This window comes from Neolewinella maritima (genome assembly GCF_923081025.1).
GTDB lineage: Bacteria > Bacteroidota > Bacteroidia > Chitinophagales > Saprospiraceae > Neolewinella > Neolewinella maritima.
The window spans coordinates 550,632-576,739 of the sequence record NZ_CAKLPZ010000003.1; the positions used below are offsets into that span (position 1 = coordinate 550,632).

27 protein-coding genes, 1 tRNA gene and 1 pseudogene are annotated in these 26,108 nt (G+C 60.0%); 15 read left to right on the plus strand and 14 right to left on the minus strand.

What is annotated here, in order from left to right; translation table 11 throughout:
• Positions 1 to 191: 191 nt before the first annotated feature.
• From ffh to MJQ68_RS14000, 5 genes are all read right to left on the minus strand, one after another.
• Complete coding sequence (ffh, locus tag MJQ68_RS13980) at positions 192 to 1,529, minus strand: signal recognition particle protein (protein ID WP_238751749.1); 1,338 nt, start codon at positions 1,527 to 1,529, stop codon at positions 192 to 194.
• 71 nt (positions 1,530 to 1,600) lie between these two features.
• A complete protein-coding gene (locus MJQ68_RS13985) occupies positions 1,601 to 2,707 on the minus strand; it encodes an MBL fold metallo-hydrolase (protein ID WP_238751750.1) in 1,107 nt (368 codons plus the stop codon).
• A gap of 15 nt (positions 2,708 to 2,722) precedes the next feature.
• Positions 2,723 to 4,453: a sodium:solute symporter gene (locus MJQ68_RS13990; RefSeq protein ID WP_238751751.1), complete on the minus strand. Its 1,731-nt coding sequence runs from the start codon at positions 4,451 to 4,453 to the stop codon at positions 2,723 to 2,725.
• Between the two features lie 12 nt (positions 4,454 to 4,465).
• Positions 4,466 to 4,612, minus strand: a complete 147-nt coding sequence (locus MJQ68_RS13995; RefSeq protein WP_238751752.1) for a hypothetical protein — start codon at positions 4,610 to 4,612, stop codon at positions 4,466 to 4,468.
• 30 nt (positions 4,613 to 4,642) lie between these two features.
• The gene (locus tag MJQ68_RS14000; RefSeq protein WP_238751753.1) at positions 4,643 to 7,579 is read right to left on the minus strand and encodes a DEAD/DEAH box helicase; all 2,937 of its coding nucleotides are present in this window, start codon (positions 7,577 to 7,579) and stop codon (positions 4,643 to 4,645) included.
• A gap of 34 nt (positions 7,580 to 7,613) precedes the next feature.
• On the opposite strand from MJQ68_RS14000, the gene MJQ68_RS14005 reads away from it, so the two are divergent.
• The 7 genes from MJQ68_RS14005 to prfB all read left to right on the plus strand — a co-directional run bounded on the left by MJQ68_RS14005 (position 7,614) and on the right by prfB (position 11,366).
• A complete protein-coding gene (locus MJQ68_RS14005) occupies positions 7,614 to 8,324 on the plus strand; it encodes a CPBP family intramembrane glutamic endopeptidase (RefSeq protein WP_238751754.1) in 711 nt (236 codons plus the stop codon).
• Between the two features lie 118 nt (positions 8,325 to 8,442).
• Positions 8,443 to 8,519 (plus strand) — tRNA-Arg (locus tag MJQ68_RS14010).
• Between the two features lie 84 nt (positions 8,520 to 8,603).
• Entirely contained in the window at positions 8,604 to 8,852 is a 249-nt protein-coding gene (rpmB, locus tag MJQ68_RS14015) for a 50S ribosomal protein L28 (protein ID WP_238751755.1), read from the plus strand.
• A gap of 12 nt (positions 8,853 to 8,864) precedes the next feature.
• Positions 8,865 to 9,053: a 50S ribosomal protein L33 gene (rpmG, locus tag MJQ68_RS14020; protein WP_238751756.1), complete on the plus strand. Its 189-nt coding sequence runs from the start codon at positions 8,865 to 8,867 to the stop codon at positions 9,051 to 9,053.
• Between the two features lie 47 nt (positions 9,054 to 9,100).
• Positions 9,101 to 9,274: a DUF4295 family protein gene (locus tag MJQ68_RS14025; RefSeq protein ID WP_238751757.1), complete on the plus strand. Its 174-nt coding sequence runs from the start codon at positions 9,101 to 9,103 to the stop codon at positions 9,272 to 9,274.
• 298 nt (positions 9,275 to 9,572) lie between these two features.
• Positions 9,573 to 10,187, plus strand: a complete 615-nt coding sequence (locus MJQ68_RS14030) for a class I SAM-dependent methyltransferase (RefSeq protein ID WP_238751758.1) — start codon at positions 9,573 to 9,575, stop codon at positions 10,185 to 10,187.
• An 89-nt stretch (positions 10,188 to 10,276) separates the two neighbouring features.
• A protein-coding gene (gene prfB / locus MJQ68_RS14035; RefSeq protein WP_238751759.1) for a peptide chain release factor 2 occupies positions 10,277 to 11,366 on the plus strand; the annotation gives its coding sequence in 2 pieces (ribosomal slippage) (positions 10,277 to 10,336 and positions 10,338 to 11,366; 1,089 coding nt in all).
• A 249-nt stretch (positions 11,367 to 11,615) separates the two neighbouring features.
• Here the strand turns inward: prfB and MJQ68_RS14040 are convergent.
• The 4 genes from MJQ68_RS14040 to MJQ68_RS14055 form a co-directional block, all read right to left on the minus strand.
• A complete protein-coding gene (locus MJQ68_RS14040; protein WP_238751760.1) occupies positions 11,616 to 12,257 on the minus strand; it encodes a cytochrome c oxidase subunit 3 in 642 nt (213 codons plus the stop codon).
• Positions 12,257 to 12,400, minus strand: coding sequence for a DUF2256 domain-containing protein (locus MJQ68_RS14045; protein WP_238751761.1), 144 nt, complete (start codon positions 12,398 to 12,400; stop codon positions 12,257 to 12,259). The genes MJQ68_RS14040 and MJQ68_RS14045 overlap by 1 nt, the downstream gene beginning before the upstream one ends.
• The gene (locus MJQ68_RS14050) at positions 12,381 to 12,563 is read right to left on the minus strand and encodes a DUF6435 family protein (RefSeq protein ID WP_238751762.1); all 183 of its coding nucleotides are present in this window, start codon (positions 12,561 to 12,563) and stop codon (positions 12,381 to 12,383) included. The genes MJQ68_RS14045 and MJQ68_RS14050 overlap by 20 nt, the downstream gene beginning before the upstream one ends.
• A gap of 133 nt (positions 12,564 to 12,696) precedes the next feature.
• The gene (locus MJQ68_RS14055) at positions 12,697 to 13,068 is read right to left on the minus strand and encodes a PRC-barrel domain-containing protein (RefSeq protein WP_238751763.1); all 372 of its coding nucleotides are present in this window, start codon (positions 13,066 to 13,068) and stop codon (positions 12,697 to 12,699) included.
• Between the two features lie 329 nt (positions 13,069 to 13,397).
• Between MJQ68_RS14055 and greA the strand changes: the two genes are divergently transcribed.
• Positions 13,398 to 13,871: a transcription elongation factor GreA gene (gene greA, locus MJQ68_RS14060; protein ID WP_238751764.1), complete on the plus strand. Its 474-nt coding sequence runs from the start codon at positions 13,398 to 13,400 to the stop codon at positions 13,869 to 13,871.
• 2 nt (positions 13,872 to 13,873) lie between these two features.
• Positions 13,874 to 14,272 carry an HIT family protein gene (locus MJQ68_RS14065; RefSeq protein ID WP_238751765.1) on the plus strand — a complete coding sequence of 133 codons (399 nt, stop codon included), beginning with the start codon at positions 13,874 to 13,876 and terminating at the stop codon, positions 14,270 to 14,272.
• Here the strand turns inward: MJQ68_RS14065 and MJQ68_RS14070 are convergent.
• Positions 14,269 to 14,904, minus strand: a complete 636-nt coding sequence (locus MJQ68_RS14070) for an LON peptidase substrate-binding domain-containing protein (protein ID WP_238751766.1) — start codon at positions 14,902 to 14,904, stop codon at positions 14,269 to 14,271. The two genes, MJQ68_RS14065 and MJQ68_RS14070, sit on opposite strands and share 4 nt — an antisense overlap.
• A 108-nt stretch (positions 14,905 to 15,012) precedes the next feature.
• Here MJQ68_RS14070 and MJQ68_RS14075 point away from each other — a divergent pair, with 108 nt between their 5' ends.
• From MJQ68_RS14075 to MJQ68_RS14085, 3 genes are all read left to right on the plus strand, one after another.
• Positions 15,013 to 16,377, plus strand: a complete 1,365-nt coding sequence (locus MJQ68_RS14075; protein WP_238751767.1) for an ABC transporter permease — start codon at positions 15,013 to 15,015, stop codon at positions 16,375 to 16,377.
• Positions 16,374 to 17,420 carry an ABC transporter permease gene (locus MJQ68_RS14080; RefSeq protein WP_238751768.1) on the plus strand — a complete coding sequence of 349 codons (1,047 nt, stop codon included), beginning with the start codon at positions 16,374 to 16,376 and terminating at the stop codon, positions 17,418 to 17,420. Before MJQ68_RS14075 ends, MJQ68_RS14080 begins: the two co-directional genes overlap by 4 nt.
• Before the next feature lie 69 nt (positions 17,421 to 17,489).
• Positions 17,490 to 18,662: an AIR synthase related protein gene (locus MJQ68_RS14085; protein ID WP_238751769.1), complete on the plus strand. Its 1,173-nt coding sequence runs from the start codon at positions 17,490 to 17,492 to the stop codon at positions 18,660 to 18,662.
• Between the two features lie 3 nt (positions 18,663 to 18,665).
• Here the strand turns inward: MJQ68_RS14085 and MJQ68_RS14090 are convergent, their stop codons facing one another.
• The 3 genes from MJQ68_RS14090 to MJQ68_RS14100 form a co-directional block, all read right to left on the minus strand.
• Positions 18,666 to 19,091 carry a VOC family protein gene (locus MJQ68_RS14090; RefSeq protein WP_238751770.1) on the minus strand — a complete coding sequence of 142 codons (426 nt, stop codon included), beginning with the start codon at positions 19,089 to 19,091 and terminating at the stop codon, positions 18,666 to 18,668.
• A 77-nt stretch (positions 19,092 to 19,168) separates the two neighbouring features.
• Positions 19,169 to 19,705 carry an RNA methyltransferase gene (locus tag MJQ68_RS14095; protein WP_238751771.1) on the minus strand — a complete coding sequence of 179 codons (537 nt, stop codon included), beginning with the start codon at positions 19,703 to 19,705 and terminating at the stop codon, positions 19,169 to 19,171.
• 102 nt (positions 19,706 to 19,807) lie between these two features.
• Positions 19,808 to 20,677 (minus strand): sigma-70 family RNA polymerase sigma factor, encoded by an 870-nt coding sequence (locus tag MJQ68_RS14100; protein WP_238751772.1) that lies wholly within the window; start codon positions 20,675 to 20,677, stop codon positions 19,808 to 19,810.
• 191 nt (positions 20,678 to 20,868) lie between these two features.
• On the opposite strand from MJQ68_RS14100, the gene MJQ68_RS14105 reads away from it, so the two are divergent.
• From MJQ68_RS14105 to MJQ68_RS14115, 3 genes are read left to right on the plus strand one after another with little or no spacing between them, the layout of a single operon-like run.
• Complete coding sequence (locus MJQ68_RS14105; RefSeq protein WP_238751773.1) at positions 20,869 to 21,249, plus strand: START-like domain-containing protein; 381 nt, start codon at positions 20,869 to 20,871, stop codon at positions 21,247 to 21,249.
• A 1-nt stretch (position 21,250) separates the two neighbouring features.
• A complete protein-coding gene (locus tag MJQ68_RS14110) occupies positions 21,251 to 24,043 on the plus strand; it encodes a PD-(D/E)XK nuclease family protein (RefSeq protein ID WP_238751774.1) in 2,793 nt (930 codons plus the stop codon).
• A gap of 20 nt (positions 24,044 to 24,063) precedes the next feature.
• Positions 24,064 to 24,921, plus strand: a complete 858-nt coding sequence (locus MJQ68_RS14115; RefSeq protein ID WP_238751775.1) for a hypothetical protein — start codon at positions 24,064 to 24,066, stop codon at positions 24,919 to 24,921.
• A gap of 238 nt (positions 24,922 to 25,159) precedes the next feature.
• Here the strand turns inward: MJQ68_RS14115 and MJQ68_RS14120 are convergent.
• Positions 25,160 to 26,074: pseudogene (locus MJQ68_RS14120) on the minus strand (hypothetical protein); the annotation flags it as partial.
• Between the last annotated feature and the right edge of the window lie 34 nt (positions 26,075 to 26,108).

A 26,108-nucleotide genomic window follows, 5' to 3' on the forward strand; every position in this document is an offset into this window, starting at 1 on the left:
GGAGCCGGTGCTCATTCCCGATAAATAAACTAAACTGCTGGGAAGAGCACCGACACTGAGAGAGACACTATGAACAAACACAAGACTACCGGCGAAATAGCGGCGGTAGTGGATTCCAATTCAAATATGAACTGCTAAGAAAACTTTAAATCAGGCCCTTTAGTATTTGGGCGTAGACTTTTTTTAGATTTTTATCGCTTACCCGCCTTAAAATTTCCCGCCATCTGCGCCATCATGGGGTTGTTGCTCAGCTTGTGCATCATCTTACGCATCTGGTCGAATTGCTTGATGAAGCGGTTCACATCCTCCATACCCTGACCGCAGCCCAGTGCGATCCGCTTCTTGCGACTCATGTTGAGTAGGGCGGGATCTGCACGCTCGGCGGGCGTCATGCTGTAGATGATGGCCTCCACCTTCGAGAAGGCCGAGTCGTCGATATCGATATTCTTCATGGCCTTCGACATGCCGGGGATCATGTTGAGCAGGCTCTTCATATCGCCCATGCGCTTGAGCTGGGCCAGCTGGCTCAGGAAGTCGTTGAAGTCGAACTTGTTCTTCTTGATCTTCTTCTCCAGCCGCTTGGCTTCCTCCTCGTCGAACTGATCCTGCGCCCGCTCCACGAAGCTGATAATATCACCCATGCCCAGGATGCGCTGCGCCATCCGGTCGGGGTAGAACACGTCCAGGGCATCCATCTTCTCGCCCGTGCTGACGAACTTGATGGGCTTGCCCACCGTGTACTTTACCGAGAGCGCCGCACCACCGCGGGTGTCGCCGTCCAGCTTGGTGAGCACTACACCGTCGTAGTTGATCCGCTCGTTGAAGACCCGGGCGGTATTGACCGCGTCCTGGCCCGTCATCGAGTCCACGACGAACAGCGTCTCGTTGGGGCTGATAGCCTCGCGCACGTCGCTGATCTCCTGCATCATCTTCTCGTCGACCGACAGGCGGCCGGCCGTATCCACGATCACGACGTCGAACTTGTTCTGCTGCGCGTGGTCGATCGCGTGCAGGGCGATGTCGACCGGGTTCTTATTGTCGGGCTCCTTGTAGATCTCGGCGCCGACCTGTCCGGCCAGCACGGTCAGCTGGTCGATGGCCGCGGGGCGGTATACGTCACAGGCCGTCAGCAGCACCTTCATCTTGCGCTTCTCCTTCAGGTAGAGCGCCAGTTTACCGCTGAAGGTCGTCTTACCCGATCCCTGCAGACCGGCGATGAGCACCACGGCGGGGCTGCCCTTCACGTTGATGCCTACACTTTGTCCGCCCATCAGGTCGGTCAGCTCGTCCTGCACGATCTTGACCATGAGCTGTCCGGGCTTCACGGCCTTGAGTACGTTTTCGGTACCCAGTGCCTTTTCCTTCACCTTGTCGGTGAATTCCTTGGCGATCTTGTAGTTCACATCCGCGGCGACCAGGGCCCGGCGGATCTCCTTGAGGCTCGTGGCCACATTGATCTCGGTGATCTTATTGTCTCCGGTCAGGGACTTGAACGCTCCCTCCAGGCGGTCACTCAAATTGTCGAACATAGCTAGGCTTCTTTACGAGCGCAAAGGTATGAAGTAGTGCGGTAGTACGGGCCGCGGTCGCAGGTGCGAAGTCAGGCCGGATTGGCGAGCTCTTCCCACCAGCGTTCCCGGTACCGGGCCGCCTCGGCCACCGCGAACCGCTGACCGATCATGGGGCTGAGTACGCACTCCGTCTCGTCCGCCGCCTCGATGCGGGCGATGGGGTCGTACCAGGCGTGGTCCGATAGGCTGAACCCGCCCCAGTGGATGGGCAGGAGCCACTTACCCTGCAGATCCTCGTGCGCCCGTAGTGCCTCCTCGGGTTGCATATGCACGTTCTTCCACCGCTTGTGGTACTGGCCGCTGTCGAGCATGGTCAGGTCGAAGGGCCCCAGCCGGCGGCCGATCTCGGGGAAGTGCCGACCGTAGCCGCTGTCGCCCCCGAAGTACAGCCGGTGCTGTTCGGTCTGAATGACGAAGCCGCACCAGAGGGATTTATTGCGGGTGCTCGGGCTGCGCCCGCTGAAGTGGCGGGCCGGGGTAGCCGTATATGTGATACCGTCGATGGTGCAGGACTGCCACCAATCGAGTTCGGTAATCTTTTCGTCCGGGATGCCCCAGGCCCGTAGGTGGGCTCCCATACCGAGGGGGACCAGGTAGGCCTGCGTACGGTCCTTCAGGGCCATGACGGTATCGTAATCCAGGTGATCGTAGTGGTCGTGGGAAAACACCATCAGGTCCACCGTAGCGAGGTCGTCCAGGGGGTGGTAGTCCTTATAGGGGAAGCGGTGACCGAGGAAGGGAACGGGGGCTACCCACTCGCCCAGCATGGGATCGATGAGGATTGTTTTGCCACCGCTCTCCAGTCGCAGGGCGGAGTGACCGTACCAGGTGAGGTAGTCAGTTCGCGGATCGACCGGTGCGTGGGACTCCGCTACGGCTACCGGTAGGGGATTAGCCGGCTGGGTCTGCTTGGCCTTGATGTACCCCACCAGGTCGCCCATGAGACTGCGCAGGTCTTCCTTCAGGGGCGTTTTGTCGAGATTGCGAAACTGCCCCATCTTCCAGGCTACGGTGCCCTGGTAATCCTGCTGCTTCATCTCCTGCAGGCTGGCACCGAACTGCGGGTCCTGCCGCAGTTTGCGCGTGACATAACCGATGGGAATCAGGGCAAGACCGACTAACCAGTGAGGCTTCATGGGGGATTGGTGAAATTAAATGGGATCCGGGCGGCCGGTAAGTGACAGATCATCCGTGCCGGAGCCCTGTAGGGTAACGGCTACGGCTACAGTAATGACGCAACCGATCAAATTTAACCAGAGATAGGCCAGGTCGGTGTATTCCAGCCAGGTAGCCACGAAGGTGGCGACCACGAAGGCTTCTCCGATCAGGGCGGCTTTGAACACTGCCTTGCCACCGACCCCCTTAAAGAAGAAGGCCACCACGAAAACCCCCAGAATCACCCCGTAGAATAACGAGCCGATGATGTTTACCGCCTGGATCAGGTTGTCGAACAGGTTAGCCACCGCGGCGAAACTCAACGCAACTACGCCCCAACCGACCGTCAGCAGCTTACTGGCCTTGAAGTAGTGCGTGTCGTCCTTCCCGGGCACCAAGGAGCGTTTGTAGATATCGATCACGCTGGTGGTCGCCAGTGCATTGAGCTCCGAACTGGTGCTGGACATGGCCGCCGAAAAGATCACCGCTAGTAGTAGTCCCACCAGTCCGATGGGCATGTAGCTCGTAATAAAGGTGATGAATACGTAGTCGCGGTCCTCGGTGATGAGCTCCGGATCGTAGCGTGTGATGAGCTGGTCTACGGCCGTGGCGACGTTCTTGCGCTCGGCCAGCGTGCGTTCTACCTGCACCCGCGTGTCCGCAATGGCTTCCTCGTTGTCGCTGCGTAGCGCCTCTACCATACGGGCGGTAGCTACTTCGTTGCGCACGCTGATCTCAGCGTAGTCTTCCTCCAGTTGGGCAAGCTCGGGAGCATACTGTGAGCTGCGCAGCTTGTCGAGGTTCGCGGAGTTGAAGTGTACCGGCGGTGCCTCGAAGAGGAAGAACACAAAGACCAGAATACCGACCACAAGCACCAGAAACTGCATCGGTACCTTGAAAATGCCGTTGAACAGCAGGCCTAGCCGACTCTCGCTCAGGCTCTTGCCCGATAGGTAGCGCTGGACCTGCGACTGGTCGGTGCCGAAGTAGGAAAGAAATAAGAAGGTACCCCCCAGCAGGGCCGACCAGATGTTGTAGCGGTCGTTGAGGTCGAACTTGAGGTCTACTACCTGTAGCTTGCCCAGGTGACCGGCAACGCCGATCGCATCGCCCAGATCTACGTTGGCGGGCAGCTTCATGACCACCACCACGCCGGCGGCAAACATGCCCAGTAGGATGACGATCATCTGCTGCTTCTGGGTCACCGATACGGCCTTGGTGCCCCCCATCACGGTATAAAAGATGACCACCACGCCGATCACCAGAATGGTCAGGCTCAGCGACCAGCCCAGAATGGTGGACAGTATGATGGCCGGCGCGTAGATCGTGATGCCCGCCGCCAGCCCCCGCTGGATCAGGAACAGGAGGGCCGTCAGCGTACGCACCCGCAGATCGAAGCGCCCCTCCAGGTACTCGTAGGCGGTGTACACCTTGAGCCGGTAGTAGATCGGCAGTACGAAGACGCACAGGATCACCATAGCGATCGGCAGACCGAAGTAGAACTGCGCGAAGCCCAGTCCGTCGTTGTAGGCCTGGCCGGGGGTGCTCAGAAAGGTGATGGCGCTGGCCTGGGTGGCCATGACGGACAGCCCGATCGTCCACCACTTCAGATCGCGGTCGCCGAGCAGGTAGCTCTTGATGTTATCGACCTTGCGGGTTTGGTAGACGCCGTAGGCCACGATCGCCGTCAGGGTGCCCGTCATGACAAGCCAGTCCAACGTACTCATGCGGGGGTGGGGTTAAACAGTGTAGGCACGGGAGAAGAGGTAAAAGGCCACGAGCAGGATAAAGTGGAGTACGAGTACCACGAGGTACATATTGCGCCAACTGCCCAGGATGGGGGGCTCGTCCATATCTTCCTCAACGGTAGTGGGTTCGGCTTGCATGCCGCTAAGGTAGGTGACCGGCCCCTGGGGTCAGGTCAGCAGGAATTCGATCTCCCCGGGGTCTAGTTCCAGCGAGGCCTTACCGTCGATGATCTCACCGGCCAGCCGCTTCTTGCGCTGTTGCAGCCGGTGGATCTTTTCCTCCAGGGTATCCTTGCTCAGGAACTTGCGTGCAAACACATTACCCCGCCGGCCGATGCGGTGAGCCCGGGCGATGGCCTGGTCTTCGGTACTGGGGTTCCACCAGGGATCGAGGATGAATACGTAGTCGGCCGCCGTCAGATTGAGCCCCGTGCCGCCCGCCTTGATGCTGATCAGAAAGGTCTGTACCGCGGGGTCTTCCTGGAAGCGGCCCACTTCCACCGCTCGCTGCGCACTGTCTACGGAGCCCGTCAGCCAGGCGAAGGGTTGATTCGCCTCCCTTAGGTGAGTACGGAAGAGCTCGAGGTGTTTCACCATGCTGCTGAATACCAGCACCTTATGCCCGGCCCGCCGCAGTGTGTCCCACTGCGCGATGGCCTCGGCGAACTTGCCGCTACCCTGCGTATAGTCCGGATCGGCGATCACGGGATGATTAGCCAGCTGCCGCAGGCGGGTCAGGGTCTGGATGACCCGGAGCTTATAGCCACCACTGCCATCTTCTTCCGTCGCGGCGGTGCCCAGCAGAGCGTTGCGTGCCGCGGAGCGCTCAGCCTCGTAGCGCCGACGCTGCGCGGCGGTCATCTCGCAGTAGAATACCTGCACGTCGAGCTCCGGAAGATCTGGGGCTACCTCGGCCTTGGTGCGCCGCAAGAGGTGAGGATTGACCAACTGCCGCAACTGTTCCTTTTTACGGGTGTCGTCGTGCACCTCGATGGGGGTGATGAAGGCACGCTTGAAGAAGGCGTAGCTGCCCAGTAGACCGGGATTGATGAACTGCATCTGTGACCATAGGTCCGACAGCGAGTTCTCGATCGGCGTACCCGACAGGCTGATCCGGTGCAGGGCCGGTAGCGTGTTGATGGACCGGAAGATCTTACTCTGCCGGTTCTTGATCTGCTGACTCTCGTCCAGGATGATGTACGAAAGCGCTAAGTCCTGCAGCACGGCCTGATCCCGCAGCGCCGTCTGATAGGTGGTCAGCAACACATCGTAGCGGCGCAGGATGCGGGGATCGCGGTGGCGCTTCGTGCCTACGTTGGCCAGTACGGTCAGGGACGGCGCAAATCTCCGCAGCTCGGTCGCCCAGTTATACACCAGGGAGGCTGGCAGCACGATCAGGGCACGCAGGGGCTGGAGGTAGGCCTCATCGTCGGCGGCCGCTGCCGCGAAGAGGTCGATCTGTACCGCCGGGTGGTCCGCGTCTTGTGGGACTTCCTGTTCGGAGGACTGTTGCTCCTTAGCGTACAACAGCACGGCAATGGTCTGTAGCGTTTTGCCCAGCCCCATATCATCGGCCAGGCAGGCCCCCAGCCGTTCGTGGTAGTGGCGGACCAGCCAGCGGACACCCTCCAGCTGATAGGGACGCAGTACGGCGTGTAGTGAATCCGCAGGTGCATAGTCCGGTACCACTACGTCCGGCGTCACTCCGGTGGACAGTCCCATCGGCCGCAGTAGCGCCGCCTGACTACGTGCCAATCGCACTCGTCCATTGGCTACGCGAGCCAGCTCCAAGCCGGGCGCGTAGCGGACGAACCACTCTTCCGGCAGCAGGGCCAGACTACCGTCCGGCAATTCGTAGCGTCGGTCGCCCCGCTGAAGGTGTCGGACCAAGTTCACGAAGGGAATACTATGGCTGCCTAGCTGCACGGTACCCAGTAGGTCGAGCCAGTCACCGGTCTCCGTTACCGATAGCTGGATACTGGCGGCGTAGTCCGTATAGCGCTGACCGTCCTCCTCCGGCGGATCTACCCGTATGCCCAGGGCTTCCAGCTCGCAGCGGTAGTGCAGAAGCCAGCGGAGATTCTCATACGTCGTAGGAGTAGGTCGTAGACTTAGGGCCGCGGTATCGGACGCCTCCCCAAGCCCACGATCCCGCACCGGCCTCATTAGTTCGGTCTCCGCCGCGGGATCACGTGTCGTGCGAGTGACCTGGTACGGTGGCTCCGTAGTATAGGACACATGGATCAGCTCCGGTTCCTCGAGGTCGTACTCCTGCTCTTCGTACTGGAGATACGCCCGGATCAGGTAGTGCCCGTCGAAGGGGTGGGGCACGGCGGCCAGGCGCAGCCCGGTCGGCGCGGTGACCCGCACGAAATCGAAACCCTCCACTACTGGGTCGTGCAGGCGTACGGCCCGGGTAACGAACTTGCGCAGGTAGCGACTCACGTCCGCCGGGGGAACAAGCAGGACGTCGCGGGTCAGGAAGGGGCGCAGACCGTCTCCGCGCATGCCCCATACTTGTACGAGTCGCCGGCCCACGGCGATCCAGCCGGGGGCGGGTCGGTTGGTGAGGATGCGGGGGTCGAGATGGCGGACCAGCTGCTCCTGCCCGTCGGCATCCAGCAGGCGGAGTCGGTAGTGCATCCCGGCCGCATCGAGGGTAAAGTACAGGCGGGGGCGAATGGCCTCTTTCGCAAAGCGGACCAGGGCGGGCCGGATGGCCGCTCGCGTATCAAGGTTGAGGGTTACCGGGCAGGCCGACTGCCGGCACGCGATGAGTAGTTCTGAGCTACGGAGATGAATGTATCGTAGGACGGACTCGCGCTCCTTGCTTCCGTCCTTCAATAGTCCGGCCAGGGTAGGTACCTTCTTGCTACCCCGCCGAAAGTGCTCGGCGATCGACTTATCGCGGAGCTCTTCCGCCAGGTGCAGGATCCGGTCTAGTGCGGCGGTCGACGGTATGCCGTAGCTGCCCAGGGCAGTGCGTCGGGCGGTCTGGTGCACGGTTCTTGGGCGGCCGGCTTCGTCCAGACCGACGAAATAGGCCTTGGGGAGCCAGACCCCCGTGCGGAACTCAAAAAAGTTAATTACGATAGCACTCTGCAAGCCGCCAAGGTACGGGGGCGGTGTATTTTGCGCCGTGCCTACCGCCCTCCACCTGCTGTTCATCCTACTCGGAGTCGTGCTCCCCGCCGTCCTGTTCGTGAATGCCCGGCGGGGAAGCCGTTCGCAGCAGCGGATCCACTGGTCGCCGGCACTCAAGGTGCGGATGTACTACGCCAACGGCCTGCTGCTGCTCAGTCTGGCCGTGATCACGCTGGTCGTCTGGTACTTTACCGGCCGGCCGTTCACGGAGCTAGGGCTTGGCTGGGGCAGGACGCCCTACGATCCGGCCGCGATCGGCATCATAGGTGCCTTCGTGGCGCTGTACGGGATGGACCTGTACGCCGAGGCCGGCTCCCCTACGCGGCAGCAGGACACCCGCGTAAAGTTCCGCGCGCTGGGCTTTCTGCCGAATACCGGTACCCAGTACCTGCACTTCCTGTTCCTCTGTGCCTGCGCCGGGGTAGGGGAGGAGATCGTGTACCGCGGCTTCCTGGTCACCTACAGCGCCGAGCTCTTCGGCGATAGTGTCTGGGGTGTGGTAGGTACGCTGGCGTTTCCCGCCCTGTCGTTCGGCCTGGCGCACATCTACCAGGGCACGCGCGCCGTGCTCAAGATCATCCTGATGGCCCTGCTGTTCGGATTCTTCTTCTACCGCACGGGTAGTCTGTGGCCACTCATCCTGCTACACACCGCCATCGATGCGGTGGGCGGACTCCTGAACTGGTACCTCGAGGAGCAGGAGTAAGTCGGTCGTCGGGCGGGGCCGCGGGTGCGCAGAAAGGAAGTGGGAAAATTCCGTAGCCAAACGCTTGCTGCATTTGAAAAGACTCCGTACCTTTGCGGTCGCTTCGCAAGAAGTGATTGGCTGCGTAGCTCAACTGGATAGAGCACTTGACTACGAATCAAGAGGTTTCAAGTTCGAATCTTGACGCGGTCACCACACCATAAAGCAGACTGCGGTCTGCTTTTTTTTTCCGCCCCATCTCCGGGCGGCGTTTTCACTTGATAGCAACGTCCTTTCGCTATGTCTAAAGTCTGCAAACTCACGGGTAAGAAGCCGATCAGCGGTAACAACGTCTCCCACTCCAACCGGAAGACCAAGCGCCGCTTCGTACCCAACATTCAGAAGAAGCGCTTCTTCGTACCCGAGCTCGGTAAGTTCATCACCCTGCGGGTATCCACCAGCGCGATGCGTACCATCAACAAGCTGGGCGTATACGCTTACGTAAAGAAGCTAGAGAACAAGGGCATCGAAACTGGCGTCAAGTTCTAAAGTACCCTCCCCATGGCAAAGAAGAGCAAAGGCAACCGCAACCAGGTCATCCTGGAGTGCACCGAGCAGAAAGAAACCACCGTACCCGGCACCAGCCGCTACGTCACCCAGAAGAACCGGAAGAACACACCCGGCCGGATGGAGCTGAAGAAGTATAATCCCAACCTGCGTCGTATGACGCTGCACCGGGAAATCAAGTAACCCAACCCCTAGCGGCCGCCGGTCGTTAGCTACAAAATAATCGCAGTATGGCTAAGGTATCAAAGAACTCCCGCGTCGGTAAGCGTAGCGCTAACGCCGGCTCCGGTCGCGACTTCGTCAAGCTCGTTCAGTCCATCAAGAACCCCGAAACGGGCAACTACACCTATAAGGAGGTGATGATCCACAAGGACAAGTTGGACGATTTCATGAAGGATAAGTAGTTTTACTACCTACCTTCGGCCAGAGGCCCGAACCACAACAAGTGGTTCGGGCCTTTCTATTTATGTGCCGCTCCAGACGGATCGTGCCTTGCAGGCGCGGCTCTGGCGGGTCACTACCACTCTAAGACGGATTGCGTCTTGCAGGCGCGCTTACTCCAGATGGATCGTGCCTTGCAGGCGCGGTTCCGGCGGGTCACTAAACTATACCATTGTGCACTAAACCAGTACGGAGCAGCGTGTATACTGCGCGAAGAAGGACGTGCTATGAACCGCTCACCACCCCCACCATTTCCTAGTTATGAGCACTACCTGGAACGAACGCTACGCCCAACCCGACTACGCCTACGGTACAGACCCGAATGCATTTTTTGCCGAACAACTACGGCTGCGTCAACCCACCGGACGCATACTTCTTCCCGCCGATGGCGAAGGGCGCAACGGTGTATATGCGGCCGAGCAGGGGCTGCAGGTAAGCTCCTTCGATCTGAGTGAGGCCGGGCAGCGCAAGGCCATGCAGCTGGCGGACGAGCGCAGGGTAGCCATCGACTACCGGGTGGGGGACTTCCGGGAGCTAGGCTACCACGAAGCTAGCTTCGACGTCCTAGCCCTCATCTACGCCCACTTCCCGGCGGACGTGAAGCAAGACTATAACCAGCGGTTGGCGACCTACCTGCGTACGGGTGGCTTGCTGATCTTTGAGGCCTTTGGATCACGGCACCTGGAATACCGCAAGGACGATCCGAAGGTCGGCGGCCCGGGCAGCCAGGAGATGCTGTTTTCCGTTGAGGAACTCCGCCGCACCTTCCGCTACTTCGAGGTCCTGTACCTGGCCGAAGAGCCGGTCACGCTCCGTGAGGGAGCGTATCACCAGGGGACCGGCTCAGTGGTCCGCTTTGTGGGGAGGAAGCTGTAAGTAGCCGTTCCTTTCCTTCCCCTCCGCACCGGCGCGCGCGCCCTTTTCTGTACTTTTGCACCTTCCCGTAATCGATAAAGCCCTGCCCCATGACGAACGACCAATTGAAGGACCTGCAGACCCGCCTGGGCCTGCTCAAGCAATATCTTTGACGTCGCAGCGCGCGAGTTTAAGATCGAAGACCTGACGCAGCGAAGCCTGGACCCCGACTTCTGGAACGACTCCAGGGCAGCCGAGGCTGTCATGAAGGAGCTGCAGAGCAACAAGAACTGGGTCGTACAGTACCAGAAGGTAGCCGACCGGGTCGATGACCTGGAGATACTACAGGAGTTTCTTAAGGAAGGAGAGGGAACGGAAGAGGACGTGGATCGCCGCTACGCCGAGACCGTCGCCGTACTGGACGATGCGGAGTTTCGCGCTACGCTCAACCGGCCCGAGGACGAACTGGGCTGTATCCTGGAGATCAACGCCGGTGCCGGCGGTACGGAGAGTAACGACTGGGCCGAGATGCTGCTGCGGATGTACACCATGTACGCCGAGAAATACGCCGGCTACAAGGTGAGTCTGGCCAGCGAGACCCAGGGTGACGTGGCGGGTATCAAATCTGCTACGCTCGAGCTGATCGGTGACTTTGCCTACGGGATGCTGAAGGGGGAAAATGGTGTGCACCGGTTAGTGCGCATCAGCCCGTACAACTCCCAGGGTAAGCGGATGACGAGTTTCGCCTCGGTCTTCGTACACCCCCGTGTAGACGATACCATCGAGGTGGAGATCAATCCGGCGGACATCCGTTGGGACACCTTCCGGGCATCGGGTGCAGGTGGGCAGCACGTCAATAAGACGGAGTCAGCCGTACGCGTCACCCACGAGCCATCGGGTATCGTCGTGGAGTGTCAGGAAGAACGCAGTCAGCACCAGAACCGGGAGCGGGCGCTAAATATGCTAAAAAGCCGGCTGTACGAGCGGGAGCTGGAAGCCCAGCGGGCGGAGAAGGATGAAGTGGAAGCCGGTAAGACGGCCAACGAGTGGGGTAGCCAGATTCGTAGCTACGTACTGGATGACCGCCGGGTGAAGGATCACCGGACCAACTGGCAGACCAGCCAAACCGATGCAGTGCTCAACGGCGACCTGGAAGACTTCCTGAAGGCCTACCTACGGTGGAGCGGGGAGGCTAAATAAAAAGCGCGCCGACAGTGCGGCGCGCTAGTAGCTAAAGGTGTTTTAAAAAGTCTTGTGTACTGAAGTGTTGTTATGTAGTCTCTCTCAACTACTTGAATACTAATGCTATACACTATAGCACTTTCAATATCTGTGCCAAAGTAGTAAAGGCCTGATTCACACGTAGTTAGCCAATCGTGCCGGAGCGATCTATTAATTAAAACAAGTTAGTTGACGAAATACAGTAGATGTCTTGTATTAAACAAGTTATCACATGTATTGCCAGACCAACTGATTAATCAGGAAGAAGAGCACGAGGTAGATCCAGAGTCCGTCGAGGAAATGCCAGTAGATGGTGAGCAGACGGAGATTGAGCCGCTTGTCCGGGTCGCTAAAGTAGACTAACACACTGACTGGCTCCCGCATGTACTTGCGGGCGCGGTAGAGAAACACGCCGAGAAAGGGGAGCCCGCCGATGACGTGCGCGAAGTGAAGCGCTGAGATCACGTAGAGGTAGCCCGCCGAGTTATCGCTGTTGATGTACACCTGCTGGGTAAAAAGTTGGTACCAGGCAATACACTGCATCACCATGAAGAACAGGGACAGGTAGAGCGTATACCAGAGCATCCGCTGGTAGCGAGCGGTATTGTCGGCCAGGTACGAGGCCTTGGCCTGGGTCATCGTATAGCTACTGGCTAGCAGGATGATCGTGTTGAGAAAGAAGAGGAGGGGCAGCTGGATCGGCGGCAGTTCGCTCTGCACACGGGTGTACACGAAGGCGGCCGTCATGGCCAGGAACAGCATGCTCAGGCTGAAGAGCAGCAGCGAGAGGTAGATGTTCTTGGGGTGAAAGGCGAAGTTGTCGGTCGACTCATCGACCGGCCGTTCCAGTTCGTGGGGGCGGTTGTACATCAGACAGCGGATTTGTTCCGGCGGCAGCGTTCGGAGCAGTACTTGACTTCATCCCACACCTTGGCCCATTTCTTACGCCAGGTAAAGGGGCGACCGCATACGGGACAGATTTTTTCGGGGAGGTTAGGCTTTTGATGGGCCATCGCGCAGGGCTATGATCTTGTCCATGACGGCTTCGGCTTCGGCCGACTTGGCGGCGTAGCCCTTGATGTCACCCTTACGCTGTAGTGCCATCGATTCCTCCAGCAGGCGGGAGTAGTCTTTTTCCAGTTGCTTGACCGGGTCTTTCTTGAATAATCCAAACATAGCGGAGTGATTTAGAGGGTAACGGAGGGGGCAGACTTAGGTTGTAAAACCAGGGTATACACAACAGGAAAGCCCGTACCGAGTAGATCGGTACGGGCTTCCGGTTCGGCTAGTGAGCGAACTCAAGTTGCGCTTAGGCGGTCTGCCGCTGCGTCATATTGCTGCGACGCGCTACACCGTAATGGGTGTGCAGGCTATTCCAATAAGTATGGTCGCTGGTTTTTGGCCAGTTGTCTTTGTCGAAGCCGGGGGCATTTTCGAGCCGGTCCTGACTTACATTCAGTACGAAACGCTCGGTGGTGGTATTGACGTCGAAGGCTTCGAAGGGAATGGCGAAGTATTTGTCGCCTAGTCCGAGGAATCCGCCGAAAGAGAGTACTGCATAATTTACGGTACCGGTTTCGGTATCGATCATTAGATCTTTAATCTCTCCGAGGTTCTCGCCTTTTTGGTTCGTTACGTTGGTTCCGGTGATGGAGTTCGAGGATAGAATTAGGTTAGTCATAATAATACGTTTGTTGCGGTAGGTGAAATCTATAAATGTATGGGTTCCCGCTAGTTATATAATCAAAATACAGTAATGTAACATCGTGAAGCTTACAAAAGTTCACTATATAACTAAAACAGTGTAGTGTTGTCAATAGCTTACGTCGCATAAAGTCAGCGTACGTACGGCGGTAGCCAGGCAAAAAGGCGTATCTTTAGCGGGTTAAATATGTGGTGACGCCCTTCCCTAAGTGGAGGAGCGTCGCTTTTTTTTCCCCTTCCGCCGTGTCCGTGCGTTTGCTGCACCGTGCAGTGCGTGACGGCCACCAGCGGCTAACTCTACATATCATGGCAGGAACACACTATCTGTCACAAGGAGGCTTCGACCGGCTGCGTGCCGAGCTCGACGAGTTGAAAACCAATGGCCGGGCTAAGGTGGCCAGCGCCATCGCCGAGGCCCGTGAAAAGGGTGACCTTTCGGAGAACGCCGAGTACGACGCGGCCAAGGACGCCCAGGGCCTACTGGAAATGAAGATCAACGAGCTCGAAAAAGTGATGGCTAACGCCCGGGTACTGGACTCCAGTCAGCTCGATACCAGTAAGGTGACCGTGATGAGTAAGGTGACCATCGAGAACCTCAAGAATCACGCCGAGATGGTCTACGAGCTCGTCGCCCAGAGCGAGGCCGACCTGAAGGCAAAGAAGATCTCGGTAGATAGCCCTATGGGTAAGGGACTACTGGGTAAGGCCGTAGGAGATATTGCCGAGATCAAGACCCCCAGCGGTACCATTCAGTTCAAGATCAAGCACATCACCGTCTAAGCATGGCCTCTATCTTTAGTCGCATCATCGCGCGGGAGCTTCCGGGCTACATCGTAGCCGAAACGTCCAGCTGCATTGCCTTTCTCGACGTGCACCCGATGGTAGAGGGACACACCCTCTGCGTGCCCAAGCGGGAGGTCGACTATTATTACGATTTGTCGGACGAAGAGCTCGCAGAGCTTACCCGCTTCACCAAGCGGGTCGCCACCGGCCTGCGTCAGGCCGTAGCCTGTAAGCGGATTGCCAACGGCGTGCTCGGCCTGGAGGTGCCACACGTGCACGTGCACCTGGTGCCGGTGAGTACTACCAGCGATTTTCGCTTCGGCAAGGTCGTGGAGGTCTCCGAGTCCCGCATGCAGAGCCTGCGCGACGAGATCGCCGCGGCGATTCCGCCGGCCTAGAAGTCGGGTGCCGTCAGTTCTTTGAAGTGACCGTTGAGCTGTGCCCGTGCACGGATACCGAGCGGATCGCCCGACTGTGGCCGTACCTGCCGGAGATGCTTAAGCATGTATTCCTGCCGTTCCTGCGCGGCCCGCAGGGTGAGCAACTCGTACTCCTGCTCCAGGGTGAAACCCACGTAATGTCCGATGCTGTAGGTCCGGAAGCCTTCCTCCAACGACAGCACCTCCCGTTCGATCTTTAGTTGCCGGTAGATGCCCCGGGTAAGGGCGATGATCTCCCGGTTCAGTTCCGGGTCTTCGTCTTCCTCCAGCGGGAGGAAGCGGACCTGCCCACCGGGATACAGTTTGCCGGGGGCTTGCCGGTCGAAATCTTCGAGGTAGAACACCCGCTCGCCACGTGTATGCACGTCGCTTTCCCCCGAGGGGTAGCGTTTCGGTACGCCCAGCAGAGACACCTCCGTGGCTACCGGACGCAGCCCGCCGTTGATCACCGTAGGTACGCCGAAGCGGATACCCTGGGATTCGGCGTCTTCGATCAACTGCCGGTACCGCGGCTCGAAAATATGCAGGTTGAGGGCCTCACCCGGGTAGACGACCAACTGTAGGGGAAAGAGCGCAAGTTGTTGTTCCATAGCACTGGGCTAACAGTCATCGGCCCTAAGTTGCTTACTTTGGTGACAACTTACCGCAGATCCTACGATAATCGTATGGTCCGACCGGCAACTCCTCAAGCAACGTAGATGCGGTACATGCTTCGGCGGCTCCTCTACCTTCCCCTCAGCCTGCTACTGCTGAGCCTACTGTGTTTCGCATTCATGCAGCTATCCCCCGGTGACCCGGTCGAGCAGCGGATGGCCATGCAGGGTACCCGCGCGATGAGTCAGGACCCCGCCGCCTACTTTACCCGCTACCGCCGCCTGGCTACCGAACTGGGCTACGACCTACCCCCCTTCTACCTCACCCTTTCGAACGCTAGTCTGCCGGACACCCTGCACCGCATCGTCGTAGCTACCCAGCGCAGGACGGTCCGGGCGCTGGCCGTACGCTATGGCAACTGGCCGGCGACCCAGCAGTACTACCGCGCGGTACTCCGACTGGCTTACCACCTTCCCGGGGCCCGTGACGCCTCCATCACCGCGGCCCGTAAACTACTTACGCACAGCGCCCCGGCCTTCATTACGCGCGAGCTGGCCGTACTGGGTGGAGCAGACGGACGCGACATACGGGCCGCCTTCACCGCTCTGGTCGCCGGGGCGTCGCCGTCCACCACCCTCTGGCCCCGGGTCATTTGGCACGGGACAGCCAATCAGTACCACCGCTATCTTATGGGCCTGCTCCGCGGAGAATTGGGAATATCCTATACCGACCGCCGGCCGGTAGCACAGAAGATCGCCCGGGCCCTGCCCCGTACCGCCCTGCTGAACGGACTGGCTCTATTTCTGGTCTACCTGCTGGCCGTACCCCTGGGTATGTATATGGCGTACTACCGGGATAGCACCTTCGATCGCGCGGCTACCTTCCTGACCTTTTTGGGTTTTGGCATTCCTAGCTTCTGGGTCGCTACGCTCCTGGCCAACTTCCTGACTACGCCGGCCTTCGGTATGGACTACTTTCCCAGCATGGGCTACGGTGACGTGCCGCCGGGAGCGGGGTGGTGGATGGGGCTGCGGATAACGAGTAGCCACCTCCTGCTCCCAGTGGCCTGTCTGACCTATCCCAGCCTGGCGTACGTAGCCCGGCACCTGCGCGCCGCCGCCCTGCTGCAACTGCGGCAGCCCTACGTAAACACGGCGCTGATGAAGGGGATGACGGGCGCGCAGGTGCTGTGGCGACACGTATTCCGCAACGCCGCCTTCCCGCTAGTCACCCTGCTCGGTGGCCTGCTGCCCGCATTACTGGCCGGTAGCGTGCTGATCGAGCAGGTCTTTAATCTGCCCGGTATGGGCCGCTTGCTGTACACGTCGGCGCTGGCCCGCGACTGGCCCGTAGTGACGGCCCTGGTACTCCTCAACGGACTGGTCACGGTACTCGGTCTGCTACTGGCCGACATCGGCTACCTGCTGCTCGACCCCCGCCTGCGGCTGGAGAAACGCCGGCAGCTATGAGGTGGGCCTACTGTTTCCTGGCGCTACTCATCGGCGTAGCCCTGCTGTCGCCCTGGCTGGCGACGGAGCAGCCTCTATATCAGTCGGACAGCGTGGTCATCCGGGCGCCCATCCCATTCGACGCGCAGGCTACGGCCCTAGCAGGACCGCGTAATGCCGCCCCCGGCACCCGTGCGGCAGACGGACGGCGGCACTGGTTGGGGACCGACCGCCTCGGGCGGGATACGGCAGCCGGACTGGTGGCGGGGACGCGGGTTGCGGTGCTGGTAGGAACGGGTAGCCTGCTCATCGTTTTACTGCTGGGAGTACCCCTGGGGGCGGTGGCCGGTTTCTTCGGAGACGGGGGGCTGCGGGTAGCCCGGGGCCGGCAGCTGGCCATCGCGCTGGGGGTAGTGCTGGGCAGTATGTATGCCGGGGCGAGCCTGTGGATTATTGCGCGAAGCGGGGGAGAGTTCGTGCTGTGGTGGGGGTGCACTGTCGGGGTTTTCGTAGCGGCGTGCTGGCTGGTGCAACGTGTGCTACTGCGGTGGCTACCAGCACTGCGCCGACCGGTGGGGGTACCCTGCGATCGGCTGGTGCTGCTACTGATCGAGGTGGTCAGTAGCGTGCCGGGGCTGATCGTGTTGATCGCGGTACTGGCGCTGGTCCGTACCCCGTCGCTGCTGCTGATCGTACTCATTATCGGTCTGATCGGTTGGACGTCGATCGCGCGTTTTCTGCGGGCCGAGCTCCTGCGCATCCGGGAGCTGCCGTACATCGCCGCGGCGCGGATCACGGGGGTGGGGGAGTGGCGATTGCTGTGGCGGCACGCGCTGCCCAATGCAATTGGTCCACTCGTAGTAGTGGCGGCCTTCTTTGTCGGCAGTAGCATCCTAGCGGAGGCCATGCTGAGCTTTCTGGGGGTAGGGGTACCGGCTGAGCAGGTCACCTGGGGCAGTATGCTACAGCAGTCGCGCGCGCGGCCGCAGGCCTGGTGGCTGGCCGTCTTTCCCGGTTTGCTGCTCACCCTGACGGTACTGGCCTGCAATCGACTGCGCCGGTAGTGCGGACCTTCTACGTCGGTAGCACGCCGAATGGGTTGGCACCCGACCGGAAGGTTTACCTTTACGGCCATGGCTACGAAGTACGAACAGCGCGGCGTCAGCGCAACCAAAGCAGAAGTGCACCAGGCAATCGAGGGGCTCGATAAGGGACTCTACCCCCGGGCCTTCTGCAAGGTGCTGCCGGACATTGCCGGCGGCGACGCGAACTGGTGCAACGTCATGCACGCCGATACGGCGGGTACCAAAACAAGTCTCGCCTACGTGTACTGGCGCGAAACCGGCGACCTGAGCGTCTGGGAAGGTATTGTTCAGGATAGTCTGGTCATGAACCTGGACGATATGGGCTGCGTCGGAGCCGTAGACAACATCCTGATCTCCTCCACCATCGGCCGCAACAAGAACCGTATACCCGGCGAGGTCCTCAAGACGATCATCCAGGGGGCGGAGAAGTTTAAGGATAACATGGCCGAGCAGGGGATAGGCCTACACCTCACGGGTGGGGAGACGGCCGACGTAGGCGATATCGTACGCACGATCGATGTGGGCTATACCACCTTCGCCCGCCTGCGCCGCGATGAGCTGATCGTCAATAATATCAAACCCGGCAACGTAATCGTCGGCCTGGCGAGCTACGGACAGGCCACCTACGAGACGGAGTACAATGGTGGAATGGGCAGTAACGGCCTGACCAGCGCACGCCACGACGTATTCAAGCACGACTACGCCACGAAGTACCCGGAGAGCTTCGACCCGGAGGTAGACCGCTCGGTCGTGTATTCTGGCAGCCGTTCGCTGACCGAAACGATTACCGTAGGCGGGCAGGAAACGACCGTAGGTAAGCTGGTACTGAGCCCGACCCGCACTTACCTTCCTGTACTTAAACGCTTGCTGGATGAGGTAGGCCCCATGCTTGACGGTCTGATCCACTGCACCGGCGGCGCCCAGACCAAAGTGATCAAGTTCGTAGATCAGGTACGGGTAGTGAAGGACAGCCTCTTTGCCGTACCACCGCTGTTCGAGCTGATCCGGCAGGAGAGCGGCACCGACTGGCGGGAGCTCTACCAGGTCTTCAATATGGGACACCGGCTGGAAGTGTACCTGGCGCCGGAGCGGGCGCAGGCGGTGATCGATATCGCCAATTCCTTCGGGATCGATGCACAAATCGTGGGCCACGTAGAGGCGGCAGAGCGACCGGAAGTACGGCTCACTACCCCGGGCGGGGTGGAGAGCTACTACGAATAAAGCCTAACCATTCAGCTCCTTGGCAAATAGCCGCGATACGTCCTTGAAGGCCTTGAACTCCAGAGCATTGCCCGCCGGGTCGTAAAAGAACATGGTGTACTGCTCCCCGGGTAGTCCTACGAAGCGCACGTAGGGCTCGATCTCGAATTTGACGCCGTGGTTCCGCAGCCGTTGGGCGAAATCCTCAAACTGCTGCCACTCCAGCACCACTCCGAAGTGGGGCACGGGCACGTGCTTGCCATCCACCTCGTTGCGGTGATCGGGCTGCTCCTTCTTTGGCGCCAGGTGAGCGACCAGTTGGTGGCCGAACAGGTTGAAGTCGATCCATTCGGTATCGGTGCGCCCCTCCGGACAGCCCAGTACGGTGCCGTAAAAGTGGCGTGCGGCGTCGAGGTCGTCTACGGGGGCGGCTAGGTGGAAAGGTTGCATGGCGGGGGGGCAGGGGGTTAGGGAGTTAAGGGGTTAAGGGGTTAAGGTACGGGGGTGGGGCCACTGGTGCAAGGTAGTTAGGTCCGCCACTGCCGTGCCAACTCCCACACCGCAATACCGGCACTTACCGCTACGTTCAGGCTGTGCTTTGTGCCGTACTGGGCGATCTCTACGGTGCCGTGGCTGAGATCGATCACTTGCTGGGCTACGCCCTTTACTTCGTTGCCGACTACCAGGACCAGGGGAGCATCGGTAGTCACCCGGTAAGCGCCGAGCGGTACGCTGCCTTCCGTTTGCTCCAGGCACTGCACCTGCGTGCCCGCCCCGGTGAGTTGCCGGACCAGTTCGATGGCCGTGTCGTGGTACGACCAGCTTACCGTAGTGGTGGCACCCAGGGCGGTTTTGAGGATATCGCGGTGGGGTGGGGTAGCCGTGATGCCACAGAGGTAGACGTGTTGCAGGGCAAAGCAGTCGGCGGTGCGAAACAGGCTACCTACGTTGTTGGCCGAGCGGATGTCGTCGAGCAGGAGGCTGAGTGGGAGCTTGTCGGTGGCGGCGTAGGCGTCGGGGCTCAGGCGCTGGAGCTCGCTCAGGCTTTTCTTGCGGCGTGACATGGACGGAAGGATGGGGGCATGAAAGCGGGAGGGAGTAAACGTATAAACAAAGCCTCCCCGTAACCGTGTACGAGGAGGCTTTGCCGGTAGAACAGGCGTAATCTAGTGGCCCAGATAGTTCTTCAGCAGCTTGCTGCGGTTGGCGCCGCGGAGCTTGTTGATGGCCTTGTCCTTGATCTGGCGGACGCGCTCGCGGGTGAGGCCGAACTTCTCGCCGATATCTTCCAGGCTCATGGGGTGCTCTACGCCGATGCCGTAGTACAGCTTGATCACGTCGCACTGCCGCTCGGTGAGGGTGCCGAGGCTGCGGTCGATCTCACGGCGCAGGGATTCTTTGTACTCCAGGGCGGAGTCGGTGCCGGGGGTAGCGGTATTGGCCAGTACGTCGAGCAGGCTATTGTCTTCGCCTTCGACGAAGGGGGCGTCCATACTTACGTGGCGGGCGGCTACACCCAGGGTGGTTTCTACTTCTTCGGCGTTGATCTCCAGCTGCTCGGCGAGCTCTTCGCTGCTGGGCTCGCGCTCGAAGGTCTGCTCGAGCTGGCTGAAGGCCTTATTGATCTTGTTGAGGCTACCTACTTTATTGAGGGGCAGGCGCACGATGCGGCTCTGCTCGGCCAGCGCCTGGAGAATCGACTGGCGGATCCACCATACGGCGTAGGAGATGAACTTGAAGCCGCGGGTCTCGTCGAAGCGCTGGGCGGCTTTGATGAGGCCGAGGTTGCCTTCGTTGATGAGGTCGGACAGGCTGAGGCCCTGGTTCTGGTACTGCTTGGCTACCGATACGACGAAGCGCAGGTTGGCCTTGGTGAGCTTCTCGAGGGCGATCTGGTCTCCCTGCTTGATGCGCTTGGCGAGGTCGACTTCTTCCTCGGGCGTCAGCAGGTCTACTTTACCAATCTCTTGGAGGTATTTTTCGAGCGACTGACTCTCGCGATTCGTGATCGACTTCGTAATCTTAAGCTGTCTCATACAGGGGGGGTACTATCAAAATTGGCCGCAAAATTAGGCGGAAATAACATGCAAAGCAAGACCCTCCGGCAGATAGGCCCTTAACGTGTAGGTAACACTGCGAAGAAACAATAGGTTGGGGCGGCAGAAACTTTTGGTAGTCTCGCCTTATTTACCGTATTTGTCCGCTACACTTTTGCCAACCCCCTGATATGGAACGAGTTAAGTTTACCTCGGAATTTATATTCCGCGCCTCCCCCAATATTGTCTACCAGTTCTTAACCGATCCGGCTTGCCTCACCCGCTGGTTCTGCGATGAGGTCGATATTAACGATAGCACCTACACCTTCGTCTGGAGCGGCTCGCCCGAAGTGGCCGAGCTCATCGAAGACAGCGAGGGCAGCATGGTACGTTTCGCCTGGGAGGATGCGGACGACGACGACGAGTACCTGGAGTTCAGCATCGGCAAAAGTCCCGTTACGGGAGAGACCATCATGTACGTGACGGACTTTGCCGATACCGACGAAGTAGAGGATCAGAAAGCCCTGTGGGACACCCAGCTGACCCGCATGCGCGCCAAAATGGGGGGATAGTATGATCAGGATCTACCTCGGGCTCACCCTTGCCGGTCCCGTACTACCCGCTCCACCCGCCGATGCCGTGGGGGAGCGCTACCTGGATTATCCCGCTATCCTCAAGTACCTCGAAGGCTTCTACGCCCTGGCCCACAGCACCGCCAACCGGGATGCGCTACGCGTGGAACAATACCGGCAGGCAGTGGAAGCCCACCTGGAGATCAGCCCCGTGGCACCTTTCTACGCCGCAGCCTTCACGGCCGATAAGCTCGCTACGGCCGAAGAACTCCTGAGCCGCCGCGACGAGCTCCTCGAAGCCGGCTACCCGCTTGCCCGGGAAGCGACTGAGGATACGCCCGATCGGATAGCCGTGCTGCACGCGCTGGAAGCATTGCTGCTCGATCCGGACACCGAGCTCAGTTTGCTGCCCGGTCCGGCAGACCGACTGAACCGCCTACTGGCCGTGCTGCCCGATCACCGGCACCCGCCCCTCCACGTACTGGTGCACGAGCCCCGTCACCTGCTGCCCACCGGACTGCGCCGCATGCTCGACCAGCTGGAAGCCGCAGGAGATACCGTCGAGCAACTGCCCGAGCCGCCGGCAACTAGTGGTGATTCCGACCTCAACCGCTGGCAGCAGAAGCTGCGGCTCCTGCTGACCGGTGAAACTGACCCTACCCCCCGGAACCTGACCGGTGACGGTAGCTTAGTGATCCTGCGGGCCGAGCGCGAAACCCATCTGGCCGCCTACCTGGCCCGTATGGTCCGCGACAACGACTCCTGGCGGCCCGGCGTACTCATGACCCAGCGCAATCAGACCCTCGATACCGCTATGCTCATGGAGGGACTGCCGAGTATGGGTATCCCCTCCACCAGTCTGGCCCGGCCGAGCCTGCAGGTACTCAAACTCGTGACGGCCTTCCTCTGGGACCCCATCGAGGTGGAGCGCATCATGGAATTCGTCAGTCTGGTTACCAAGCCACTCGACCGCCGGCTAGGGCAGCAACTCGCCGTACACCTGGCCGATACACCCGGTCTGTTCGGCGCCCGCTGGACGTTCACGGTAGAGGAGCGCTTCCGTAGAATGGCCGAACACGAGTCTGCCAAACGCGTACGCCGGGCCCGCGAGCAGTATGAGTTCTGGTTCCGTCGCCGCCGCTATCCCCGCGACGGACGGGTACCCAAGAATGAGGTCCGCAGCCTGTTCGTCTTCCTGCGCAACTGGGCCCTGGAGGCCTTCGACGAAGACAAGGAGCAGACTGGCCTCCTGGTCCTGAGTGCTCAGTCCGAGCGTGCCACCGAACTGCTCGACGCCCAGCCCGAAGCCGACCTCGACTTCCTGGAGGTCGAACGTCTGGTACGCACGATCTATCAACCCGCACCCACCCAGTTTTCGCCCGCCGAGCAGGGTGGACTGCGCACGTCCTTCGCACCTGCGTCCACCGCCCGACTGCCGGGGAGCGGTCAGCCCGTACTGGACCGACTCGTGTGGTGGGATTTTGTGGAGACGGACCCCAACTACTTCTTCAGCCGCTACTATCCGCCGGAGCTACAATTTTTGCGCGAACGCGGGTGCGAGCCGCACTCGCCGGAGCAACGCAACGAACTGCTCACCTGGCAAAACCTACGTCCCCTGCTGCACACCCGCGAGCAGCTCGTGCTGTGCCTGCCCCACCGGGTAGACGGTACACAGATGGAGCCCCACGCGCTGATGGGTGATCTGGAGGCTGCCTTTACGGACGAGGCGCTGCGACGGATCACAGTAGATATCGATCTGGCCGGTACGCCCACCGGGCTGCTCTCCGACCTGGCGCTACCGCAGTTTGCTGACGTGGCTATTCGTGCCCTTGATCTGCCGGTGGCTCACCTGGCGATCGGTCAGCCCCGGGCGATCCAGCCGCGGGAGAACGAGACGCCCACCGCGATGGGCGATCTGCTGTACTATCCCCACAAGTGGGTGTTCCGCCACCAACTGAAGCTACGGGGCACGCCCATCCTGTCCATCGCCAGCGAGAATCGGCTGCGCGGTAACCTGAGCCACCTATTCGTCGAGAAACTACTCGAACAGCTCAAGGAATCCGATCGGCCCTACACGCAGCAGGATGTACACGACTGGATCGATGCGAACGCCGAGGGACTGCTGCGCCAGCAGGGGGCCGTGCTACTGGAATACGGACAGGAGCCGGAGCGGGTGCAGTTCATCCGCACCATGCACCGATCGGCCTGGACGCTAGTGAGTTACATCCAGCAGAACGGCTGGCAGATCGAGGGCACGGAGCTGGAGATCGAGGGCTACCCCCCGGGCATGGACGACCAGCTCATCCGGGGCCGGGCCGACCTGGTGCTCACGCGCAGCAACGCTTCGGGGCAGACCGAGGCGGCGGTGGTAGACCTTAAGTGGCGGGGTAAGTCCGTATTCACCAATATGCTCAAGAACGCCCGCGACATTCAGCTGGCCCTATACGCCGACTTCATGCGGCAGCGGGGCAGCGAACGGGTGCATACAGCCTACTACCTGCTGCGCGATGCCAAGATGCTAAGCCGCAACGAACTGGCCTTCTCCGGAGCGCAGGTGGTACAGGTGCCGGACGACTACACTGTGGTCCAGCGGCAGATGCTGGATAAAATCCGAGCGACCTACGACTGGCGCTGGCAGCAGTTTGCCGAGGGTAGGCTGGAAGTGCGGTGTACGGAAACCTCCGGTGACCTGGACGATGCCTACATCAACCTAGACCACGACAGTCTGCTGGAAATGAAGACCGAGACCAGCCCCTTCGACGACTACCAGAGTCTGATCGGCCTGATCCGCTAATGATGCGTTATACTGATGCTATGAAGCTATACCTGACGACCTTTTTACTACTCGCCACGCTGACCCTCAGTGCCCGGATCACTACCGTCACCCACCTCGACCGGCCCCACTTTCGCATCACGACCCGCACGGCGACCTACCTCTACGATATCGCCGGTGGTGGCTTCAGTAGCATCATCGACCGGCTGGGCAACGACTGGGTCGCCCACCAGCGCGAGCCCTGGGATCAGTATCCGGCCTCGGCCGCCAGCTCCTACCGTGGCGTGCCCAACTTTGTGTTTCGTAGTGCCGACAACGGGGCGGGTCACCCCGGCTGGGATCAGTGTCAAAGCCGTATCGTAGGCCGCAACAAGATCCATACCATAAGCACCTCCGGCAAGTGGGCCTGGACGGTCACCTTCTATCCCAACTGTGCGCGCTTTGACGTAGTGGAGTCTGACCCCGAGCATCCGTACTGGTTCCTGTACGAGGGGCCCGCCGGTGGCAGCTACCAGCCCGAAACTACGTACTGGGCTACCGATGTGTCGGACCCATCCTACCAGCTGTATGACCACTACCGCGGTGGCGTGTACGAGGGACTACACCGCTACATGTTCTTTGGCGAAAACCAGAGTCCGTACAGCCTCTTCATGCTACAGAAGGAAGTAGATGAGCAGGTGGACCATATTTCCTACCTCGGCAATGCGGAGGTAGGTGCGGCTGAAAGCCCCGATGGCATGGTAGTAGCCGGTCTGGGCCGCGGCCCGGACAGTACGCCCTTGCTGACCGGCCCCAACACCTTTCTGATCGGCTTGCTGCCCTACAACCTCTCCGACCCGATTCAGCTGCTCAAGGCACGTAGCCGGCTGACCAAGATCGCTAGCCGACGGACTCGATGAAGGTGCCCGTCGTAAGGAAGCGCATGATGTAGACCAGCGCGATGCTCACCGCCAGACCGAAGGCCACCTTGCCCAGGTCGCTGAAGATGTTGCGGAAGGCGCTCAGCAAATTCTTCTGCCCCGGCTTGGTCTCTACGTAAGCGATCGCCGCCCGTACGACCATCGCTACGGCCATGACCACGATGATCAGATCATTGACCTGGTCCTTGAGGTATACCACGTAGCCGATCAGTAGGAGGATCACCACGTTCATCGCCATACCCGCGTAGTAGGCGCCCCGCGCACGCTGCCGGTCGCTGGGTTCTTCGTCCAGTTCCAGGCGGTAGCGCAGGGCGATCTCGCGGCCTGCCAGTAGCCCCAGGAATACCCAGGTGGTAGACATCGGTACGTTGCTGAATTCCTTGAAGAACAGTAGAATGATGCCGTAGGTGAAGTCGATGATGGTAGCCGAGCGGATGTCGGTCGTATTCGTTTTGGCCTTGACGATCTTCTGGATATTGCCCCCCTTGCTGTAGAAGATGTAGGCGAGCATCGCAAGTAAGATCACCAGCGAGACGGCGATCTCGTAAAACTCCAGCGCCCGCGGCAGGTAGACGTAGATGTTGGCAAAATCCTGGATCAGCCACTGCCCCCAGAGGAAGCCCGTCGAGGCCCACTGCAGCCCGGTCCACAGCTTCTTCTCCCCATCGGTAATGGGGTTATTGATGAAGCGTTTATCCAGCCAGCGCGTCACCAATTGCCACACGATGATCGCCACGCAGAAGGCCAGGGCATAGCCCAGTATGGACTTCATGGTCATATCGATCAGCCCCTTCGGCTTAAAGAAGGTCAGGATCAGGAAGGAGGTCGATACCGGTATGCCCGTGCGCGTCAGCAACATCAGCACCAGCGGAGGCAGTAGGTAGGGCCAGCCCATATCCTCCACGAAGGCGTAGCTCTCCAGGCGGCCGTAGCTGACGTCACCACCGTACTGCGCCCAGCCGTACAGCAGGGTGAAGGCCAGAATCGATCCCGCAAATGCCCAGAGGACGTACCACTTGCGGTCTTCGTTAGAGGACAGGAAGGTACCCAGCGTCTGGATAGAATCATTGCCGACTACAGCGTATCCGGCCAGAATGAAACCGGTCCACATAATAATCAGCGAAGCATCCATGCGTAGGGGTGGGGGTAGAGAACGGAGTAGTACA

Bases quoted from the DNA above. Each gene is read 5' to 3' on its own strand.
- ffh (WP_238751749.1), bottom strand. From the start codon at position 1,529: ATGTTCGACAATTTGAGTGACCGCCTGGAGGGAGCGTTCAAGTCCCTG.
- MJQ68_RS13985 (WP_238751750.1), bottom strand. From the start codon at position 2,707: ATGAAGCCTCACTGGTTAGTCGGTCTTGCCCTGATTCCCATCGGTTAT.
- MJQ68_RS13990 (WP_238751751.1), bottom strand. From the start codon at position 4,453: ATGAGTACGTTGGACTGGCTTGTCATGACGGGCACCCTGACGGCGATC.
- MJQ68_RS13995 (WP_238751752.1), bottom strand. From the start codon at position 4,612: ATGCAAGCCGAACCCACTACCGTTGAGGAAGATATGGACGAGCCCCCC.
- rpmB (WP_238751755.1), top strand. From the start codon at position 8,604: ATGTCTAAAGTCTGCAAACTCACGGGTAAGAAGCCGATCAGCGGTAAC.
- rpmG (WP_238751756.1), top strand. From the start codon at position 8,865: ATGGCAAAGAAGAGCAAAGGCAACCGCAACCAGGTCATCCTGGAGTGC.
- MJQ68_RS14025 (WP_238751757.1), top strand. From the start codon at position 9,101: ATGGCTAAGGTATCAAAGAACTCCCGCGTCGGTAAGCGTAGCGCTAAC.
- MJQ68_RS14030 (WP_238751758.1), top strand. From the start codon at position 9,573: ATGAGCACTACCTGGAACGAACGCTACGCCCAACCCGACTACGCCTAC.
- MJQ68_RS14040 (WP_238751760.1), bottom strand. From the start codon at position 12,257: ATGTACAACCGCCCCCACGAACTGGAACGGCCGGTCGATGAGTCGACC.
- MJQ68_RS14045 (WP_238751761.1), bottom strand. From the start codon at position 12,400: ATGGCCCATCAAAAGCCTAACCTCCCCGAAAAAATCTGTCCCGTATGC.
- MJQ68_RS14050 (WP_238751762.1), bottom strand. From the start codon at position 12,563: ATGTTTGGATTATTCAAGAAAGACCCGGTCAAGCAACTGGAAAAAGAC.
- MJQ68_RS14055 (WP_238751763.1), bottom strand. From the start codon at position 13,068: ATGACTAACCTAATTCTATCCTCGAACTCCATCACCGGAACCAACGTA.
- greA (WP_238751764.1), top strand. From the start codon at position 13,398: ATGGCAGGAACACACTATCTGTCACAAGGAGGCTTCGACCGGCTGCGT.
- MJQ68_RS14065 (WP_238751765.1), top strand. From the start codon at position 13,874: ATGGCCTCTATCTTTAGTCGCATCATCGCGCGGGAGCTTCCGGGCTAC.
- MJQ68_RS14070 (WP_238751766.1), bottom strand. From the start codon at position 14,904: ATGGAACAACAACTTGCGCTCTTTCCCCTACAGTTGGTCGTCTACCCG.
- MJQ68_RS14075 (WP_238751767.1), top strand. From the start codon at position 15,013: ATGCGGTACATGCTTCGGCGGCTCCTCTACCTTCCCCTCAGCCTGCTA.
- MJQ68_RS14080 (WP_238751768.1), top strand. From the start codon at position 16,374: ATGAGGTGGGCCTACTGTTTCCTGGCGCTACTCATCGGCGTAGCCCTG.
- MJQ68_RS14085 (WP_238751769.1), top strand. From the start codon at position 17,490: ATGGCTACGAAGTACGAACAGCGCGGCGTCAGCGCAACCAAAGCAGAA.
- MJQ68_RS14090 (WP_238751770.1), bottom strand. From the start codon at position 19,091: ATGCAACCTTTCCACCTAGCCGCCCCCGTAGACGACCTCGACGCCGCA.
- MJQ68_RS14095 (WP_238751771.1), bottom strand. From the start codon at position 19,705: ATGTCACGCCGCAAGAAAAGCCTGAGCGAGCTCCAGCGCCTGAGCCCC.
- MJQ68_RS14100 (WP_238751772.1), bottom strand. From the start codon at position 20,677: ATGAGACAGCTTAAGATTACGAAGTCGATCACGAATCGCGAGAGTCAG.
- MJQ68_RS14105 (WP_238751773.1), top strand. From the start codon at position 20,869: ATGGAACGAGTTAAGTTTACCTCGGAATTTATATTCCGCGCCTCCCCC.
- MJQ68_RS14110 (WP_238751774.1), top strand. From the start codon at position 21,251: ATGATCAGGATCTACCTCGGGCTCACCCTTGCCGGTCCCGTACTACCC.
- MJQ68_RS14115 (WP_238751775.1), top strand. From the start codon at position 24,064: ATGAAGCTATACCTGACGACCTTTTTACTACTCGCCACGCTGACCCTC.